Raw genomic sequence first — 18,752 nt, 5'->3', positions numbered from 1 at the left:
GCAGCTACTGGATCGTCACCTTGGCGAGGCTGAACAGCGAACCTGTCGGCACCGGTTCGAATCCTGCGATATTCTTCTGCTGTGCCGTGTAGCTGTAGGACGTGTAGAGCCAGATCCAGGGCGACATCTCAGTGATGTGCTTCTCGAAGTCGGCGAAGATCGCTTTGCGTGCTGCCGGGTCGGTCTCGGTGCGGCCCTTCTGCATAAGGCTGTCCAGCGTATCGTCGATATAGTTCGCCACCTTCTGCAGATTGCCGGTCTTGGTCCAGTAGCGGTTGTACATAGTGTAGGGATCGGCCCTGCCGCCGTTCAGCGCGACGGCCATGTCGAAATCGCCCTTCAGCCAGGCGTCGACGTAGACGTTGAGCTCCATCATCCTGATATCGAGCTTCACGCCGATTTCTGCGAGTTGCGACTGGATGACCTGGGCTTCCGCCGCTGCCGTCGGCGGCTCGCCGGTGGCGCCGATCACGGTCGCCGAAAAGCCGTTGGCATAGCCGGCTTCGGCCATCAACCGCTTGGCCTTCCCAATGTCGCGCTTATAGCAGAACAACTGGTTCGGATCGGTCGCCAGCGCCGGGATGGTCAGCGGGCCGGTGATCTTGCCTTCGCCGAGCGAGGCGGTGTCCAGCACTTCCTGCCGGTCGATGGCGCAGGAAATCGCCTGACGCACCTTGAGTTCGGTCATCGGCTTGCGGGAAGGATTGAGCTGCAGCACGTGATAGGCAAGCACCGGCACGCGGTTCAACTGCAGGCTGGCTTCCTTGGGCACCAGCGTGGCGACAAGCGGATCGTTGAGCAGGGCAAAATCGATCTGCTTGGTGCGCATCGCGGCCAGGATCGCCGTCTCGTCCGGCAGCACGCTGATCTCGATGCCGTCGACACCAGTCGCGCCGCCCGCCCAATCCTTGTTGGCGACAAGCACTTCCTTGGAATTCGGATCCCATTTCTCGAGCTTGAACGGACCCGAGCCGACCGTCGTCGTGCCGATCGAGCCGGCCGTGATTTCGCTTGCCGGGACGATCGCCGCATTGACGTCGCTCATCGCCGTCAGGATCGGCACGTCCGGCTGCGAGAGGTGGAACACGACGGTGGCTGGATCGGGCGTGTCGATGCTGGCGATCGAGAGAAAGTTGGCGCGGGCGGCAGCACCCGTCTTCTCGTCGAGTATGCGCTCGAACGATGCCTTGACGTCGGCCGAGGTCACGGCGGCGCCGTTCTGGAATTTTGCTTTCGGATTGAGCTTGAAGCTCAGCTCCTTGCCGTCCGGCGAGAACTGCCAAGAATCGGCAATCGCGGGCGTGATTTGCAGGTTTGCGTCGAGCCGCACCAGTGGCTCATAGATCAGCTCCAGCAGCCGCAGTGAGGAGAATGCCGTCTGCTTGTGCGGATCAAGACCTGTGGCGTCCTGCGACCACGCCATATGCAGCGTCGCCGCGCTCGCCCGCACCGGTAGCGCGGCGATTCCAATCATTGCCGCGAGCGTCATGCCGGAAAGCAGTTTCTTGCCAATGTGCCGTACCATTGTCGTCTCCCATTATCGTTAACCTGATGCCTTGCAGTTCGCCGGACCGCTTCAAAGGGACACACGCCCCGGAACATCGGCCCAGTATCCATGCGGTCTTACACCGTCTTTTCGCCTATCGCCTTGCGCAGGAAACCTCCCGCGTTGGCAAGCGCCTTACGTGCTTCTTCGACGCCCACGCCGGTGATCGTCACCAGGATTGCCAGTTTTACATCATTGCCGGTCTGATCGAGTGCCTGTCGTGCCTGCTGCGCCGCGCAGCCGGTCGTCTGCATCACGATCCTGATCGCCCTGGCGACAAGCTTCTTGTTGCTCGGATTGAGGTCAACCATCAGGTTCTGATAGCTCTTGCCGATGCGGATCATGCTGGCGGTAGACAGCATGTTGAGCACCAGCTTTTGCGCGGTTCCCGATTTCAGCCGGGTCGAGCCGGTGAGAACCTCCGGGCCAACCACCGGAGAGATGGCAATATCGGCAATGCCGGCAATGGTCGATCGAGGATTGCAGGACAGCGCCACGGTGGTGGCTCCCACCTCCTTGGCATAGGTCAAGCCGCCGATGACATAGGGTGTGCGTCCGCTGACAGCGATGCCAACCACCACGTCGCCGGCGGTCAGCTTGATGTCCTGCAGCGCCTTTATTCCCTGTTTCGGATCGTCCTCGGCGCCTTCCGCAGAGTGCATCAGCGCGTCGACGCCGCCGGCGATCAGGCCCACCACAATGTCCTCGGGTACGCCGAAGGTCGGCGGACATTCCGAGGCGTCGAGGACGCCGAGCCGGCCGCTGGTGCCGGCGCCCATATAGACAAGACGTGCCCCCTTCTGGAACGCACTCACGATCCGGTCCACGGCCGCAGCAATATCGGGGATGACCTTCTCGACGGCTGCCGCAACGCCTTTGTCCTCGTCATTGATCTTGCGCAGCACCTCGAGGGTCGGCAACAGATCGATGTCCATCGTCTTCGGGTTCCGGTCCTCGGAAACCAGCCGCTCCAGCTCCGACATCAACCCTTGTTCGACCACTTCGCTTACTTTCAAGTGCGACTGCGAGCAGGACTGTGATGCCCGCGGCAAGCGGCGTCCAGTGCCTGCACCTGGCCGTCGGCTCCGTACCGGCCGTGCCGGTTCTGTTTCGTTAACTTTTTAGAATTCGATATTCCCTCTGTCAACGGAAAGCAGGAATATTATATTCCTTGCCGGGCAAGGCATCACTGGCGGCAGAGCGATTTTCTGGCCAGGATTATGGCTCCCGAAACCGCATCGCCGTCGGCCGGCTTCAGCCGTCGGCGGACGTCGGGAGCGAGCCATGGCTCAAGCGGGCTGGACAAACCTCCGAGCAGCGTAACCCGCGGCGCGCCTTTTTCGAACAGCACCCGCACGAACGTGTCGATCTGCTCGGCAGCGCCCTGCACGATCCGCCGACCGGCCGGATCGCCCTGGTCGGCATGGCGGATCACCATGGGCGCCATGGCGGCATAGTCCGTCGCGCTGGCGCGGTCCATCCAGGCCACCGCCTCGAACGGATCGTCCTTGAAGCGCTGCATCACCTCGGCCAGCAGCGCCGTCCGCTCATGCCGGCCGTCATGGGCTCGCAAGGCAAGCTGCACTGCCTTCAGTCCGAGATCAGCGCCGCTGCCCTCGTCGGAAATCGGAAAACCGTAGCCGCCGACGCGCAGGTCGCGCCCTTCGACAAAGCCGAGCCCGATCGAACCGGTCCCGGCTATGACGATGGCGCCGTCTTGACCCGAATGCGCGCCAAGGCAAGCCGCGACGCCGTCGCTGACGAAGTCGATGCTCGCAAAGGGATGTCCAATGCCGCGAAACGCCTCAAGCGCACCCTTACGGCCGATGCCGGCAAGACCGACGCCGGCGCGGATCCCGGCGATTTCCGCCGCCGCGAACCCTGCTTCTTCGATAGCCGCGCCAAAGGCCTTGGCAACGGAGGCCCAGGCCGCCTCTATACCGAGCCGCGTTGTCGCCGGGCCCGACAGCCCTTGCCCGAGCACGATTCCTGCTTCGTCTTCGATACGCGCCCGGCAGCCGGTTCCGCCGCCATCGACGCCCAGGAAATAATGCGGAGACGCCGCGCCGGAACTCATCCACTTATCCGCTCGATCTGGGCGCCACACAGCCGGAGCTTGCGGTCCAGTTGCTCATAGCCACGGTCGAGGTGGTACACACGGTTGATCGTCGTCTCGCCCTCGGACACCAGCGCTGCCAGCACGAGCGAGACGGAGGCGCGCAGGTCGGTCGCCATCACTTGCGCGCCCTTCAGCTTCTCGCCTCCGCGCACGAGCGCCATGGTGCCTTGCAGCTTGATGTTGGCGCCGAGCCGCATCAGTTCGGGCACATGCATAAAGCGGTTCTCGAAGATAGTCTCGCGCAACAGCGAAGCGCCCTCGGCACAGCACATCAACGCCATGAACTGCGCCTGGAGATCGGTCGGAAAGCCCGGATAGGGCTCCGTCGTCACATCGACGGCTTTGAGTGGCCCGTCTCTCGATACGATCAGCCCGCGGTCGCCTGGCCATATTTTCACGCCGGCTGCTTCGAGCAGCTGGACGACGGATGCCATGTGCTCGAGCCGGGCATGGGTCAGCTCAAGCTGACCGCCGGTGATAGCCGCTGCGACGGCATAGGTGCCGGCCTCTATCCGGTCCGGGATGATGTCGTGCGTGGCGGCGCGCCAGTCGGTGCTGCCCTCGATCAGGATGCGGTGCGTGCCGGCGCCCTCGATCCGCGCGCCCATGGCGTTCAGGCAGGCGGCAAGATCGGCCACCTCCGGCTCGCGGGCCGCGTTGAATATCTCGGTCTCGCCGTTTGCAGTCGTCGCCGCCATCATCGCAGTTTCGGTCGCGCCGACCGACGGTGAACTCAAGACGATGCGCGCGCCTTTCAGTCCGCTCGGCGCAGACGCGACGATCAGTCCGTTTTCGATCGCGATATCGGCGCCAAGTGCGGCAAGTGCGGCGACATGCATGTCGACCGGCCGTGCGCCGATCGCGCAGCCGCCAGGCAGCGAGACCCGGGCATGGCCGAAGCGGGCAAGCAGTGGGCCGAGAACCAGCACCGTCGCGCGCATGCGCCTGACTGTATCGTACGTGGTTTCCTTGGACACGGCAGCGCTCGTGGCGATCGTGGCAGCATGCGCCGATCGGGTGATCTCGGCGCCGTGGAGCCTGACGACGCCAAGCATGTTCTCGACATCGGTCACGTCAGGCAGGTTGGTCAGCTGCAGCGAATAGGGGCTGAGCAACGCCGCCGCTATTTGCGGCAAGGCCGCGTTCTTGGCGCCGGAGATCGTCACCGCGCCCTCAAGCCTGTGCCCGCCGACGATCCGCAATTTGTCCATGGCTCTGACCTAATCCCGAGCTGTCGCCGAGTCTACGATCTTTCATGGCCGAATCGTCGACATGCCGAAGGCTGGGCCGAAACCGCAGCGGTCGAGATTTGATGGTTCATTCTTGGCTGTCAATCAGAGACGGAATAATTTATTCCTTGGCTTTGCATTGTCGATGACAGGCAACGGGGGAACGCATGTCCGTCCTGAAGAAGATCGAGGCCAAGCTCGAAGTCATGGCGCCCGGCGACCGCGAGATCGGGCGGTATATCGTCGATAATCCCGACCAGATGCTCCGCCTATCGACGGCGGGGCTTGCCGCCGAGATCGGCCGCAGCCAGTCGAGCGTCGTCAAGTTCAGCCAGAAGCTCGGCTATGCCAGCTATCAGGAGCTTAAGCTCGCCGTCAGCGAGGCCAAGTCGCAGGAATGGCACGTGCCGGCCGGCATGATCCACGGTTCGATCGAGGTCGGCGACAGCTATCTGGTCATCCTGCGCAAGCTGATCGGCAGCAAGCTTTTGTCGATGCAACAGACCGTCGCGGCCAACACCGAGCAGGAAATCGGCAAGGCCCTGGAAGCGTTGAACGGTGCGCGCCGCATTCATTTGGCCGGCGTCGGCGCATCCTCGCTAGTGGCGCGCGATTTTTCCTACAAGCTGATGAAGCTCGGCCGCAACGTGCTGCACGACAGCGACAGCCATGTGCAAATGGCCAATGTCTCGACGCTTGGACGAGGTGACGTGCTGTTCGCGCTCTCCTATTCCGGGGCGAGCATCGAAACCCTGCGGATAGCTGAACTTGCCCGCAAACGTCGCACCACCGTTATCGCCGTCACCGGACTTCGCGACAATCCGCTGAGCCGGGTTGCCGACATTCGCCTCCACACGATCGCCGATGAAGAGCGCGCGCGCTCCTCATCGATAACCGCGCGTGATGCACAACTGACCCTAACCGACCTGCTGTTCATCCTGCTCGTGCAGAAGCAGCCTGACGCCAACGAATACGTCCACAACAGCGAACTGGCCGTCTCGGTGCTGAAGGCTTAGCGGCCTTCGCAGTTTCGCGTAAAGGCACTCAGTCCTCCCCTGGTCCTGCACGCCGCCAAGAGCAAGTTTCGCCCTCTTTGGTGAAGTACCTTTCTTCAATGCGTCGCAACCGCTCTCCTCGTCAGGCGGCCACGGAGTCCGCTGGCGGGCGCCGGTGGCCAATGCGGCGGAACAAACAAATGTTGACAACAGCATCTGTTGTCTGAATATTGAAAGCCTTGAATTTGACGGCCGGATAAAACAATGGACGACCTTGGAGCACAGGAACAAGCGGTTCTCGACCTCATTGCGGCGAACCCATTCGCCGGTCAGCAGGACATAGCAACGGTGCTCGGCATCGCCCGCTCGACGGTCGCGGCCCACATCGTGCAACTCGTCAACAAGGGCTACATTCTCGGCCGTGGTTACGTCTTGCCGACGTCCAAGCGCATGGTCTGCGTCGGCGGCGCGGTGCTCGACCGCAAATACCACGCCAAGAAGGATCTGATTTTCGAGACGTCGAACCCGGTCGACGGCTATCGCAGCTTCGGCGGGGTTGCCCGCAACGTCGCCGAAAACCTTGCACGCCTCGGCGTCGACATAAGCTTCGTCTCGATCGTCGGCGACGATGAAACCGGCCGCTCGCTGGTGCGGCACCTGCGCGATCTTGGCGCCGATGTCAGTCAGGTCATCACCACCACGGAACGGCCGACGGCCGAATATGCGGCCATCCTCAACCGCAACAATGATCTCGTGCTCGGCATTGCCGACATGGAGATCTTCGATCTGTTTTCGTCGTCCTATCTCGACCGCTTCTGGCCGCATCTGGCTTCAGCGACATGGGTGTTCATCGACTGCAATCTGCCGGCTGCGACCCTCGCAGCACTGATCTCGCGCAAGCAGGGCGCGCGCTTCAAGCTCGCCGTCGACACGGTCTCGTCGCCGAAATCAGCGCGGCTGCCGAAGGACCTGACCGGCATCGACCTTCTGTTCACCAACCATGACGAGGCCAGTACGATGCTCGGCATGACGGATGCCGACAAGCGGCTGACGCCGGAGGAGGCAGCGGCAGCGCTGCGCGCGGCCGGCGCTGGCGAGGTGATCGTGACCGTAGGCGCGCATGGATTTGCCGTTGCGACCGAGAGCGGTGTGACGACCATGCACTCCGTCCCGGCCCAGCCCGTCGACATCACCGGCGCCGGTGACGCGATGATCGCCGGCACTCTGTACAAGGTGCTTTCGGGTGAGCCGCTCGCTCATGCCGTGCGCACCGGCGCGCTGCTTGCCACGCTGACTACCGAGAGCGAATCCAGCGTCCATCCTGATCTGTCGCCGCGCTTCCTTGCCGCCGGCATGTACCGCATTCCTGCCTGAAAGCGAGATGATATGAAACCTTCCCTTGTCCACTTGAACGACGAAGTCGCTGCCGCGCTTGATGAAGGCCGCGCGGTGGTGGCACTGGAATCGACTATCATCACCCATGGCATGCCCTATCCGGCCAATCTGGAAACTGCCCGTGGTGTCGAGACGGTGGTGCGTGAAAACGGCGCCGTGCCCGCCACGATCGCGGTAGTCGCCGGCAAGATTAAGGTTGGCCTCGATGACCGTGAACTGGAAGAGCTGGCAGCGGCAAAGGGCGTGGTCAAGGCTTCCGGGCGCGATCTCGCCGCCATAATGGTGCGTGGTGGCTCGGCCGGAACCACCGTCTCGGCGACGATGCGGATCGCCGCTTTAGCCGGCATCGGCATTTTTGCGACCGGCGGTGTCGGCGGCGTGCATCGCGGCGCCGAAGCCACTTTCGATATCTCCGCAGACCTGACCGAACTCGGCCAGACCGGCACGACCGTCGTCTGCGCCGGAGTTAAGTCGATCCTCGATATTGCGAAGACGCTGGAATACCTGGAGACCCAGCGCGTACCGGTTATCGCATACCGGAGCGACGATTTTCCGGCCTTCTACACCCGCTCCAGCGGGCTCAAGGCCGATCATCGCCTCGACACGCCCGACGAGATCGCGCGAGCGATGCTGCTGCATGATGAGATGGAATCCGGCACCGGCATTCTCGTCGCCAACCCAATCCCCGAAGCGGACGCGCTCGATCCGGCGTTCATCGACGGCACAATCGCAGCGGCCGTGGCTGAGGCAGAGAAGCGCGGCATCGGGCGCAAGGAACTAACGCCGTTTCTGCTCGCCCGCATCAACGAGCTTTCGCAAGGCCGCAGCCTGAGGGCCAACATCGCGCTGGTCCGCAACAACGCCGCGCTCGCCGCCCGCATCGCGGTGGCGCATGCGGAATTGAAGAGCGCGACCAGATAGAGGCAGCACCCCGCCAGCGCTACCGGCCTTCGATTTCAGCCCGGCGCGAGGTCGAAGATGCGCCCGGCATTGAGGATGTTGTTCGGGTCGAAGGCTGCTTTCAAGCGGCGCATAGCCGCGATCTCTGCATCGCTGCGCACCAGATGCAGCCATTCCTTCTTGTCGAGGCCGATGCCATGTTCGGCCGAAACGCCACCGCCAGCGCCGGCGACACCGCGGTAGACGACGCTGTATGCGGCCGCCGGATCCACGGTGCGGACCTGATAATGCAGATTGCCGTCGCCGAGATGGCCGAAGACGTAGATGTCGGCGCCCCAGTCGATGGCCTTGATGGCGGCTTCTGTTTCGCGCAGGAAAGTCCCCATTTTCGCCAGCGGGATGCTGACATCGACGCCAATCAGGCCCGCCATCGAAAACAGGAAACGGTTGGCCTCTTCTCGCACCGCCCAGAGCGCCCGGAATTCGCGCGGCGATTGCGAGACGACCACATCGTCGATCACGCCATCTTCAACCGCCTGCATCAGCACCGCGGCAAAACGTTCGCCGTCGCGATCGGGCTCGCTGCCCTGTATCTCGGCAAGCACATAGACGGGCGAGCCGGCGGGCAGCGGCGCCGGCGCCTCCATTCCGGCGATCATGGCGCCATAGAGCGGTGCGAAATTCACCTCATAGGCCGACAGCAAGGGCCCGAGCTTCCGCCTGAGCAGCGCCAGCAACGTGATCGCTGCGTCCAGCGAAGCAAGCGCGCAGAAGGCGTTGATCTCGGTGGCTGGCTTCGGATGCAGCCGCAGGCATGCGCGCGTGACCACGCCGAGCGTGCCCTCGCTGCCGATGAACAATTGGCTGAGGTCGTAGCCGGAGTTGTCCTTCGCCAAACCCTTGAGCGAGGTCAGGATACTGCCGTCGGCAAGCACCGCTTCCAGGCCAAACACCTGGGCCCGGTACATACCGTAGCGCAGCACGCGCATGCCGCCGGCATTGGTGGCGACATTGCCGCCGACCGTGGCCGTGCCGCGCGCTCCGATGTCGACGCCGAACAGCAAGCCGGCCTCATCGGCGGCGTCCTGCACCGTTTGCAGCGGCGCGCCGGCCTCGGCGATGATGGTCGCCGCCTCGCGGTCGAGAGCTTCAACGGAAGTCATGCGCTCCAGCGACAGCACAGCTTCGCCGGGTTGGATGCGAGCGCCGCCGGCGAGCCCGGTCCGGCCACCCTGGATCACAAGCCTCTGCCCCGCCTCATTGCAGAGGCGCAGTATGTCCGACACCTCGCCGGCAGTGCGCGGTCGCAGCACGACCTCCGGCCGCGCACCGGTCTTGCCGTCGGGGTCTTCCCTGTAACGCGGCCCGGCCTCATCGGCCGAGACGATCGCCGACCGGTCCAGCCGACCCTCAAGTCGCGAGAGAAGCTCGGCGGTTCGCGAGGAGAGGGCGCTCACGGATGCTATTGGCGCGCAGATAGCGATGCGACGCACGCGAAGACCGGCGAGGATTGCAGGAGCGGCTTGACGCGAATTTCGCTGGAAAGAAAAAGTGCGGAAAACCCGCCAAAAATACAGTCAGTTGCTGTCGCCATGCGCCGCTCCTGTAACAGGTCGACCATAGGCGGGGACCGCGTTTTGTCAAACTATGGCAGTTGGTGACGCCTCCGCCTCGGCGCGGACCAGCTTGATATCGGCGGTCGCCGCCCATACTCCGATATCCGCACGGCGCAAGGCCGCAGCCATCATGTCCGGAAACAGATCCGGCGTGCAGGCGAAGACGGGAATACCAACGGCTGCTACCGAGCCTGCCATTGTGGGATCGTAGCCGGGCCGGCCCTGATCAGTCAGCGCCAGAAGCACGACGACATTTACGCCGGATCGAACCAGCGCTGCCAGTCGCCTCAGCAGTTCCTGGCCATCACCGCCTTCATAGAGGTCGGTGATCAGCACCAGATGCGACTTGGTGGGCCGTTCGATACGGTCGGCGCAATAGGCGACCGCCTGATTGATGTCGGTGCCGCCGCCAAGTTGCACGCCGAACAGCACCTCGACGGGATCGCTGAGCTCTTCGGTCAGGTCGACGATCGCCGTATCGAAGCAGACAAGCTTCGTGCGCACAACCGGCAGCGAGGCCATCACCGCCGCGAAGATCGAGGCGTAGACCACCGAGCTTGCCATCGAGCCGGACTGGTCGACGCAGAGAACGACCTCATCCAGATCGACAAGCCGGCGCTGCTTGCGCATGAAGCCGACCAGTTTCTCCGGCACGATGGTCTTGTGCTCGGGTTGATAGTGGCGAAGGTTCGCCGAAATAGTGCGCTGCCAGTCGATATCGCGTGCACGCGGGCGGTTGGTTCGTCTCGATCGATCGAGCGCGCCGCGTATCGCCTCGGCGGTCTTCTGCTCCAGCTTCTGCATCAGCTTGGCGACGATATCGGCAATGATCGTCCGGGCAATGTCCTTGGTCTTGGCCGGCATGACCGAGCGCAGCGAAATCAGGTCGGCGACGAGATTGACGTCCGCCTCGATCGCCTTGAGGAATTCCGGTTCCATCAGCATCTGCTTCAGGTCCAGCCGTTCGAAGGCGTCCTTCTGGACGATCTGGACGACCTGCGCCGGAAAGAAGGAGCGGATGTCGCCCATCCATTGCGCGACGCGCGGCGCCGACCGGCCAAGGCCGCCACGCCGCTTGCGCGGGTCGGCAGAAGCGGCGCTAACGCCGTCGCCGTAGAGAGCGTCGAGTGCCGCCGAAAGCCGTTTGTCGTCGCTGGAAAGTGCCCCAGACGTTTCGTCATCGGCGCCGATCGCCAGTCGCCAGCGGCGCTCCCTTCCGCCATCAGCAGTGAGCGGGCCGGGTTCGTTCATTTCGGCCTCGTCATCCATTGCCGGTTTCTCCGTTGAGCAATGATCCAAGCAGCCCCAGGTGCCGGCGCCATGCCTCGCCGCCATCCGGCGTCGGCGTCAGGCCAGCCGGCAAGCGCGCGGCGCGGCCGAGGACCGCTTCGATCAGCCGGCGGCGTTCCATGCTGTCCAGATTGGAAAAGACGCGGCGCAGCAACGGCAGATGCGCGATGAAAGCATCTTCGTCCAGGGATCTGAGCCACCCATCGACCGCACTGCGCAGACCCTCGTCATAAATCAGCCGTTGACCGGCTGTGCTGAAGAAGCCTTCGAAGAACCCGGCCGCTTCAGTGACAGGCGTCCCCGGTGACAGGCGTCGCCCGAGCAGCCCGGCAGCGGCTTCGGCGGACAGGCGACCGGCTTCATACAGCAGGTGTGCGGCGCACCCGGCCAGCAGCGCCGTCGACCGTGACGCCTCCAGCACGACCGCCAGCCCGTTGCGCCACCCATCCAGTACGTCTTGGCCGGGTTCGACCAGCCTGATCGCCTCATTGGCCTTGCGCATCGCACCAACCAGTGTCGCGGCGGCCTGCTCGTCCAGATCGCGCGCAGCATAGGGAAGCGCGATCGCACCTTCGACGATCAGCCGCTCCATGAGGCCGGACAGCCGGTCCGTCTGCGTTTTGCGGGCCTCGCCGTAGCGGATGATTTCGGCGAGCGGCGGCACCGACGCCAGGATCTCCAGGCATTCACTGCTGCGCGCCGCGCGTGCCTCCAACGCCGTGAGGCCGGCAGTAGATGCTTCCGACAAGTTTGCCGTGATGGCGCTCTGGACCAGTCCCGCAAGCGTATCGAGCGTCGCCGCAGCATTGATCATCTGGATCAGGCGACCGTTGGCAGCCTTTTCGATGATCGGACCGTAAATCAGGTTCTCGACCAGACGAACGGCATATTCCGGTTCCCACGCTAGGGTCCACCGCTCGCGGAAGGTGCCACGGCTGCGACCGGCATCGGTCAGTCTGCCCCAATGCACACCGAGCACGTTCAGCCGATGCAGCAATGTCGAGCGGAACAGCCCGCTTTCGCTTCGCAGGTCGACCGACAGTTCCCGTTCAGCGCCTCAGGCTTCAGGCGCGCCGCCCTCTGGTTACGCTGGAGATCCTCGATCAGCGGCGCCAGCGGTGTGTCGGGCGGAATTTCCCCGACGTCCGAACCCAGAAGCAGCTCGGCCTCAACCAGCCTCCACAGCAACGCTTCGCCGTTGAAGAGGGCCGCAATCGCGGCGTCGCGCAATTCCTCAAACCCGGGTTTCGGCCGCTCGCGAATGGCGGCAAGCGTCCGGGCGAGCCGCTCCGCTTCGATCAGCGAGGCGGTCGAGATCAGGTGACCCTTCGCCCGCAGCACGGCGGCGATCGTCGCAAGCCACAGGGTCGCCACATCGCGCCGGCCGCGCGTGCGCCAGAGATGCTTACACCAGCCCGGTGCGACGACGCCCGCGCCATAGCCGTATCCCAGCGCCAGGCGCGGTCCCGTCCACGGTGCCCATGTCATTGTGGTCTTGCGCCGCGCAATTCCCTTGATCAAGACCTGATCGTTTTTTTGAGTGTGGGTGGTCTGCAGCGCCGGCACATGCCATGCCCCGCAGACGACGGCGATCGGCCCGTCGAACTCCTTGCGCGCCGCGGCGATTTCGAGCCGCATATGCGCCTCGCGTTTTGCTTCGAGCTGCGCGATCGGACCCTCGCCATCCCGCAGTGTCGTCATCGCATCGGCGATGGCGGCAAATATGGGGCCGGGTTCCGGGTTCTGTTCAATGATGTCCGACCACCAGCTTTCTCCATCCTCATAACCGGCGGCGTGCGCCAGCATGGCTATCGGATCACGCGGTAGCGGAGCCGCGTCACCATTCTCGGGGGCTTGGATAGCTTCGGTCGCATCGGCGTCCTCCGCGCCACCGATCGCAGCAGTGGTGAACCGTGCCGATGACGGCAGGTCGATAAACTGCAACGTCGCCTTATTGCCCACAGCCCAAAGCACCGCCTGGTATTCGGGCGAGAACTCGGCGAAAGGCCAGAAGCTTGTCGAAGCCGGATCCTCCTCCGGATAGCAAAGGAGCGCCACCGGCGGCTGCATTTCGGGGCGGGCCAGCATGGGCAGAAGCTCAGAGGCGTCGATCGGCCCCTCGATCAGCACGGCGACCGGGTTCAAATCCTGCAGTGCCTGCACCAGGCTGTCGGCGGAACCCGGCCCGTGATGGCGTATCCCGAAATAGGCAATGTCGCCGTGGCCCATGGCGTCAGATCGCTGCGTTCAGCGCCGCGTAATAGCCGGCATAGTCGGGCCGCTTCTTGAGCACCGTTTCCAGATATTCCTCCAGCACCACCTTGTCCTGCACCGGATCCTTCACGATCGCGCCGACAAGGCTGGCGGCGAGACCTTCGGCGCCGAGCTTGCCACTGTCGAACCACGCCGCCTGGCTGAGCCCGCCAACCATCGTGGCGATCGCTTCTGCGGTCGACAGCGAGCCGGAAGGCGTCTTCAGCGTCACCTTGCCGTCGGCAGTCGCGCCGGAGCGCAATTCGCGGAAGATGGTCAGCACACGGGCGATCTCCTCGCCGACGTTTTTCGGCACCGGCAGGTCGAGTCCGCCAGCCATCTCGTCGACCCGTTTGGAGACGATCGCCACCTCTTCGGCCATGTCTTCCGGCAATGGCAGCACCACGACATTGAAGCGACGCTTGAGCGCCGAGGAGAGCTCGTTGACACCTTTGTCGCGGTTGTTTGCCGTGGCGATAATGTTGAAGCCGCGCTGGGCGTAGATCGAGGTGTTCAATTCCGGGATCGGCATCATCTTTTCGGAAAGCACGGTGATCAGCGTGTCCTGCACGTCCGAGCCCATGCGGGTCAGTTCCTCCAGCCGGCAGAGCTTGGCGTTCTACATGGCTCGGTAGAGCGGCGTCGGCACCAACGCTTCCTGGCTCGGGCCCTTTGCCAGTAGCTGCGCATAGTTCCAGCCATAGCGGATCTGGTTCTCGTCGGTGCCGGCCGTGCACTGCACGATCAGCGTCGAGTCGCCCATGATGGCGGCGGCAAGATGTTCCGACACCCAGGACTTGGCGGTTCCGGGAACGCCGAGCAGCAAGAGTGCTCGGTCGGTGGCGAGCGTCGCTACCGCGGTTTCCATCAACCGGCGGCGACCGACATATTTTGGCGTTACCAAGGTGCCGTCACCGGCCTTCCCGCCTGGCAGATAGGTCAGCACAGCCTGTGGCGACAGGCTCCAGCCGGCAGGCCTCTGCCGATCGTCATCGCGCGCCAGCGCCTGCAATTCCGAAGCGTAGGCCTGCTCGACCGGGAGGCGGATGGCTGCGTTCATTTTGCTGTTCTCCGGATTGGTCATGTGTTGGTTCCAGGCCCCGCCAGTGATGTGTTGAGACGTAGAAGCCCGAGTGAAGGAGCCGCGGGCGGCACGCCCGCCGCGGCCATGTCGTCGATCAATTTCGCTGCCGTGGTCGCGGTGGCAAGGAAGCCGATCGTCTCCAGTACATCGTCGAGACCCCGCCGCGCGGCGTCGTCTTTTCCGCCGGCGGCGGAACGCAGTGCGGCGAGCGCCTGTCCATTCGTCAGGTCGTCCCATTCCAACCAGTCGGCATCGATGCCTTCCGCCAGGTTGATCATGCCAAGATAAGTCGTCTCCTTGAGGATCAGCCTGATGAGGACACGCTTTCTGCGGCTGTCCAGGCGGGGAATGAGGTGAAGCACGAACAGTGCCGGTTTGCCGCCTTCGGCGATAAGCGTATCCGCCATCTGCGTAAGGGCGGCTTCGCTCCCTGAGGCGGCGACCATTCGTGCGATCAGGATGTCGGCTTTATTGTCGGCGCCGAATTGCCAGCCTCCTATGAATTCGGCTTCCGTAGTGTTGAACCGTTCGGTAAGGTCGACGAGGTTGCATATCTCGAACAGTTCGGCGCGGCGTTGCTCCTGCGCTTGGGATTTTAGTTTTGCCGGAGTGTAGATCGTCCGGCGGCGGATGAAGCCCGATCTGCCTTCAGTGATAAGGGCGGCGAGCTCGGCTACGGGATCGTCCGGTCCACCGTCGCTCGGGCGAACGTGCTCTCCTAATCTTGCCAGCAGCCGGCCAGCCAGTTCGCGCACCTTGCCGGACCTGTCGACGGAAAGGCTTTTCAGGAAAGGCGCGTCCTCGGCACTCAGGCCGAAGCGCATAAGCTCGACCAGCGCAAGCCTGACTTCCGCCGGTTCGCCCGACGCCTTGGCTTCGATCAACATTCGAGCCGATGTCGGGTCGGTACGGCGCATATCGGCAAGGGCCAAGCGTCGCGCGGCGGGATAGAACTCATCCCAGTTTTCCGCCGTCAGTTTCTCTCGTGGGGCATGTCTTTCCCCGTCCACGCTTGCTTGCCAGTCTACCCATGGTGCGTAGACGTCAGGACAGGTCTGATCCGAGGGCATCCAGTCCATGGGATGGAGCACAAAGCCGCGGCTGGCGACGAGCGCCGCCACGCGTGTCTTTCGCCTCGCGTCGGCGGCGTGCTTCAGAGCGGCTCTCAACAACGGGCGAAATCGTGCCGGCAGAATGGGCAGGACAAGTCTGGGCAGCGGCGGACGACGATTGAGTGTCGTCGGCGCGGCCGGCCGCAGCGCGACGTCGAGCGCTTGTGCTGCGATTGCCAGGAGCCGGCGCTCCTGTTCGTCGGGACTTGCACTGCCGGCGATTGCCTTCCATCCGGCCGGAGCCAGATCGAACGTAGCACCGCCGGTGATCCAGCAATCGCGCATTGCCGCCAGGCCTGTTTGCTCGCTTTCGTTCACGCCAGATCAAGCCTCCCAAACTCGCTTTGCGCCGCCAGAAGCTCAAGCCGGGCGCCGTTCCAGAGCGCTGCCGTGGCCGCAAGGTCGAGGCCGAGCAAGGTTTGATCTACCGCGCCGGCGATCGGCAAGGCGATCTCCTGCGGTTCATCCTCCGCCTGCCACCATGCCATGCCCCGATCGTCGAGCAGGATAGCGCCGGGCGGCAGCATGAGGGGACAATCGGCGATCCAGGGCGCGGCGTCCTGATGGGAAGCATGCGTGGCGAGCGGATCCTTCGCGGTGCCAAAAGCAAAATCGGGCCACGCGCCGGGCGCAACTTCCCCCATGCGCTCCGCCACCAGGGCGCGGAGCGGCATGCGTGATGGATAAAACACCAGTCGGGCATTGAAACGGTCGCCTGGTGCAAAAGCGTTGGACCGGCGCCCGGCCGAAGCCGGGAAAAAGTCGAGCAGCACGGCAAATTGCGGGGTGGCGCTCTTCAAATCGAGCAGCCAGGTCGAATGGCTGACCAGACCATCGCGGCGGCTCTCGATCTTCTCGCCGAGAACTTCCCAGAGGCTTTCAACCTGTCTTGCATCCGGACTGCTGAGAACCTGTTCGCGGGGTTCAGACGTCGATACGAGGCGCTTCAGCTCGGGGTCGTCGGGCGCCGCCCGCCACGCCTTTGCCAGCAGCACGAGCTTGCCGAGCTCGCGGATTGCCGCATCAGACCGTTCCTCGCTGCGCAGCCCCATCAGCCGCGACGGAATCTCGTCGATACGGCCGGCGAGCGCGGCTGCCTTCATATCGACCAGCCGCGCAGCAATCCGCCGGCAACGGTCGCTGCTGGCGTCGACAAACCCGGACAGACCGAGCCGTAACTGGTCGGCAATCCACTGGTCAAGCTCATCGAGCCCAGCCGACACTGCTTCTCGTGTGCTTTCCGCCCGCTTGCGCTGCGCCGCCTCGCGACGCTCCAGCGCCGCGATATCTTCAACGGCGGTGCTCTCGTCTGCTTGTGCGGCTTCGCCGATGCGCTTGGCTTCCGCGCCGGGTACCGGTTGCGCCGGCTGTGGCGTTGTCTTCCTGCGTCGGCCAAGCCAGTCATTCACCCATTCCGGCGTGGTATTGGCAGCGGCAAAACTGGCTGGCGCGGTGGCAGCAATCCACATCAGGGCCAGCGTGTGCTTGCATGGGAATTTGCGCGAGGGACAGGTGCATTTGTAGCCGTGATCGCCCGTGTCGACCACCACTCGATAAGGATTGGAGCCGGAGCCCTGGCATTCGCCCCAGATGAGCGCCTGCTGCTCATGCTTTTCGAGCCGCGGCCAGTTCGTTCGTTTGGTGAGCTTGGAGGCGGCGCTCAGCGACGCCTGATCGGGAGCAAGCGCCTCAATGGTTTTCAGATCGAATTCCAAGCCGCGTTTCTCCCCGCCCCGACGCAGTATAGATAGCGGTTTGTGAAGAATTATTATAGCTCTGGCATGGTGAAGATCGGCATGCCTTGGCCCTGTTTTGACGGGCCAGGACATGCCTCAGACGCAAATGGTGTCGACTGTTATTCGGCAGACAGAACGGGCTTTGATAGCCGGCGGCCTAGGCGGAAGCGTTCAGGCTCTGCCCTTCAGGAACTCGATCACCATTGCCGCGGTCCAGGTGAAGCGGCTGCCGCCGAGCGGCTCGCCGCTAAGGGGATCGTAATATTCGGCAAAACCGCTCTCGGCGATCAGCTCGAGACTGGATTGCGTGATCCGTTGTGCGATTTGGCTGTGGCCGGCGGCAGCAAGGCCGTCGGCGATCATGTAGTTGACCACCAGCCAGACCGGGCCGCGCCAATAGCGCTTGGCATCGAAGCGGGGATCATCGAGCTCATGCGAGGGGACGATGTAACGCGCTTTGCCAGCGATGCGCTCGATCGTTGCAGCGATGGCCGCTGCCCGGCTTTCCGGAATGGCCGAAAACACCGGCAGAATGCCGCCGACCGATGCGCTGTCAACGTGCTTTCCGGCCACTCGGTCGAAACAAATGTACTGGCCATGCGCGTCGCTCCACAGCCGTTCTATTGCTGAAAGCCCCTTTTCGGCACGGGCGCGGTTGGCCTTGGCGATTTCGGTTTCGCCAAGTGCCTCGGCGAGATCGGCAAGATCGGCGGCGGAACGGATCAGGATGGCGTTGAAGCCGGGATCGACGACCTGGAATGGCGAGGCGTCGTGCAGCCGGGCGTTGTCCCAACCAAGCCCGCGGAAATGCTGCAGCAGCCAGATATAGCGGTCATACTGTGCCTCGGTTGGACGATGCGCCGGATCGGCGTGCAGGATGTCGCGGCGGGTGTAGGGCTCGACGCCTTCGGTCGGCACGCGCTCCAACGCCTCGTCCCAGTCGATCGAGTTGTCGCGGCCGGACTCCCATGGGTGGATTATGGCGACCAGCCCTTCGCCATTCGGGTCGCGATGTTCGTAGAACCAGCGGTGCCAGGCATCGATTTTCGGCAACAGCGCACGGGCGCGCTCGGCCGCCAGGGTCTTGTCCTTGGCCCGGTCGAACAGACGGCGCACGGCAAAGCCGGCGACCGCCGGCTGGGTGATGCCCGACGTGGCGGTCGGGCGGTCCGTTCGCCAGACCTCCGGCCCGGGGAAATAGCCATCGCTCCAGACATGGAAGACGATGTGCGGTACCATGCCGTCCGGCCACTGGTGGGCGAACAGCGTGTCGATCTCGGTCCAGGCCCGAGCCTCATCGTAGTGGGCAAGACCGAGCGCGGTCAGGCAGGAATCCCAGTTCCATTGGAACGGGTAGAGGCCCTTGGTCGGTATGGTGTAGGTGCCTTGGTCGTTTTCCCTGAGCACCTCGACGGCGCGGGCGATGGTTTCGTCGACAGCAAGAGATATCATCGGGGCGTTCGTACTTTCAGGATCG

At 63.7% G+C, this 18,752-nt stretch carries 12 protein-coding genes and 2 pseudogenes; 3 read left to right on the top strand and 11 right to left on the bottom strand.

Features of this window, described 5'->3' with window-relative positions:
• Nucleotides 1–4 precede the first annotated feature (4 nt).
• The 4 genes from NKH23_RS16795 to murA all read right to left on the bottom strand — a co-directional run bounded on the left by NKH23_RS16795 (nucleotide 5) and on the right by murA (nucleotide 4,876).
• A complete protein-coding gene (locus NKH23_RS16795; protein ID WP_352717836.1) occupies nucleotides 5–1,525 on the bottom strand; it encodes an ABC transporter substrate-binding protein in 1,521 nt (506 codons plus the stop codon).
• A 98-nt stretch (nucleotides 1,526–1,623) separates the two neighbouring features.
• A complete protein-coding gene (murQ, locus tag NKH23_RS16790) occupies nucleotides 1,624–2,547 on the bottom strand; it encodes an N-acetylmuramic acid 6-phosphate etherase (RefSeq protein WP_352912930.1) in 924 nt (307 codons plus the stop codon).
• A gap of 185 nt (nucleotides 2,548–2,732) precedes the next feature.
• Complete coding sequence (locus NKH23_RS16785) at nucleotides 2,733–3,623, bottom strand: glucosamine kinase nucleotide-binding domain-containing protein (RefSeq protein WP_352717838.1); 891 nt, start codon at nucleotides 3,621–3,623, stop codon at nucleotides 2,733–2,735.
• Nucleotides 3,620–4,876 carry a UDP-N-acetylglucosamine 1-carboxyvinyltransferase gene (gene murA, locus NKH23_RS16780; protein ID WP_352912849.1) on the bottom strand — a complete coding sequence of 419 codons (1,257 nt, stop codon included), beginning with the start codon at nucleotides 4,874–4,876 and terminating at the stop codon, nucleotides 3,620–3,622. Before murA ends, NKH23_RS16785 begins: the two co-directional genes overlap by 4 nt.
• A gap of 185 nt (nucleotides 4,877–5,061) precedes the next feature.
• Between murA and NKH23_RS16775 the strand changes: the two genes are divergently transcribed.
• From NKH23_RS16775 to NKH23_RS16765, 3 genes are all read left to right on the top strand, one after another.
• On the top strand, nucleotides 5,062–5,910 hold the full coding sequence (locus tag NKH23_RS16775) for a MurR/RpiR family transcriptional regulator (protein WP_352717842.1): 849 nt from the start codon (nucleotides 5,062–5,064) through the stop codon (nucleotides 5,908–5,910).
• A gap of 243 nt (nucleotides 5,911–6,153) precedes the next feature.
• Nucleotides 6,154–7,263 (top strand): carbohydrate kinase, encoded by a 1,110-nt coding sequence (locus NKH23_RS16770; RefSeq protein ID WP_352717844.1) that lies wholly within the window; start codon nucleotides 6,154–6,156, stop codon nucleotides 7,261–7,263.
• A gap of 12 nt (nucleotides 7,264–7,275) precedes the next feature.
• Nucleotides 7,276–8,205 carry a pseudouridine-5'-phosphate glycosidase gene (locus NKH23_RS16765; RefSeq protein WP_352717845.1) on the top strand — a complete coding sequence of 310 codons (930 nt, stop codon included), beginning with the start codon at nucleotides 7,276–7,278 and terminating at the stop codon, nucleotides 8,203–8,205.
• 35 nt (nucleotides 8,206–8,240) lie between these two features.
• On the opposite strand, the gene NKH23_RS16760 is transcribed toward NKH23_RS16765, so the two are convergent.
• The 7 genes and pseudogenes from NKH23_RS16760 to NKH23_RS16730 all read right to left on the bottom strand — a co-directional run bounded on the left by NKH23_RS16760 (nucleotide 8,241) and on the right by NKH23_RS16730 (nucleotide 18,727).
• Entirely contained in the window at nucleotides 8,241–9,641 is a 1,401-nt protein-coding gene (locus tag NKH23_RS16760; RefSeq protein WP_502912359.1) for an FAD-binding oxidoreductase, read from the bottom strand.
• A gap of 183 nt (nucleotides 9,642–9,824) precedes the next feature.
• A complete protein-coding gene (locus NKH23_RS16755; protein ID WP_352717847.1) occupies nucleotides 9,825–11,069 on the bottom strand; it encodes a VWA domain-containing protein in 1,245 nt (414 codons plus the stop codon).
• A pseudogene (locus NKH23_RS16750) lies at nucleotides 11,062–13,319 on the bottom strand (DUF5682 family protein). Before NKH23_RS16750 ends, NKH23_RS16755 begins: the two are co-directional and overlap by 8 nt.
• A gap of 4 nt (nucleotides 13,320–13,323) precedes the next feature.
• Nucleotides 13,324–14,403, bottom strand: a pseudogene (locus NKH23_RS16745) (ATP-binding protein).
• Nucleotides 14,404–14,423: 20 nt separating this feature from the next.
• Entirely contained in the window at nucleotides 14,424–15,857 is a 1,434-nt protein-coding gene (locus NKH23_RS16740; protein ID WP_352717848.1) for a DUF5691 domain-containing protein, read from the bottom strand.
• Nucleotides 15,854–17,254 (bottom strand): SWIM zinc finger family protein, encoded by a 1,401-nt coding sequence (locus NKH23_RS16735; RefSeq protein WP_352717850.1) that lies wholly within the window; start codon nucleotides 17,252–17,254, stop codon nucleotides 15,854–15,856. The genes NKH23_RS16740 and NKH23_RS16735 overlap by 4 nt, the downstream gene beginning before the upstream one ends.
• Nucleotides 17,255–17,446: 192 nt before the next feature.
• Nucleotides 17,447–18,727, bottom strand: a complete 1,281-nt coding sequence (locus NKH23_RS16730) for an amylo-alpha-1,6-glucosidase (RefSeq protein WP_352717851.1) — start codon at nucleotides 18,725–18,727, stop codon at nucleotides 17,447–17,449.
• Nucleotides 18,728–18,752: the final 25 nt, after the last annotated feature.

Origin of the sequence: Mesorhizobium sp. M1328, from assembly GCF_040318075.1 — a bacterium.
GTDB lineage: Bacteria > Pseudomonadota > Alphaproteobacteria > Rhizobiales > Rhizobiaceae > Mesorhizobium.
Note: the sequence above shows the minus strand (reverse complement) of the source record. Positions and strands in the feature narration are given on the sequence as shown.

Bases quoted from the DNA above. Each gene is read 5' to 3' on its own strand.
- NKH23_RS16785 (WP_352717838.1), bottom strand. From the start codon at position 3,623: ATGAGTTCCGGCGCGGCGTCTCCGCATTATTTCCTGGGCGTCGATGGC.
- murA (WP_352912849.1), bottom strand. From the start codon at position 4,876: ATGGACAAATTGCGGATCGTCGGCGGGCACAGGCTTGAGGGCGCGGTG.
- NKH23_RS16730 (WP_352717851.1), bottom strand. From the start codon at position 18,727: ATGATATCTCTTGCTGTCGACGAAACCATCGCCCGCGCCGTCGAGGTG.
- NKH23_RS16775 (WP_352717842.1), top strand. From the start codon at position 5,062: ATGTCCGTCCTGAAGAAGATCGAGGCCAAGCTCGAAGTCATGGCGCCC.
- NKH23_RS16765 (WP_352717845.1), top strand. From the start codon at position 7,276: ATGAAACCTTCCCTTGTCCACTTGAACGACGAAGTCGCTGCCGCGCTT.
- NKH23_RS16755 (WP_352717847.1), bottom strand. From the start codon at position 11,069: ATGGATGACGAGGCCGAAATGAACGAACCCGGCCCGCTCACTGCTGAT.
- NKH23_RS16795 (WP_352717836.1), bottom strand. From the start codon at position 1,525: ATGGTACGGCACATTGGCAAGAAACTGCTTTCCGGCATGACGCTCGCG.
- NKH23_RS16770 (WP_352717844.1), top strand. From the start codon at position 6,154: ATGGACGACCTTGGAGCACAGGAACAAGCGGTTCTCGACCTCATTGCG.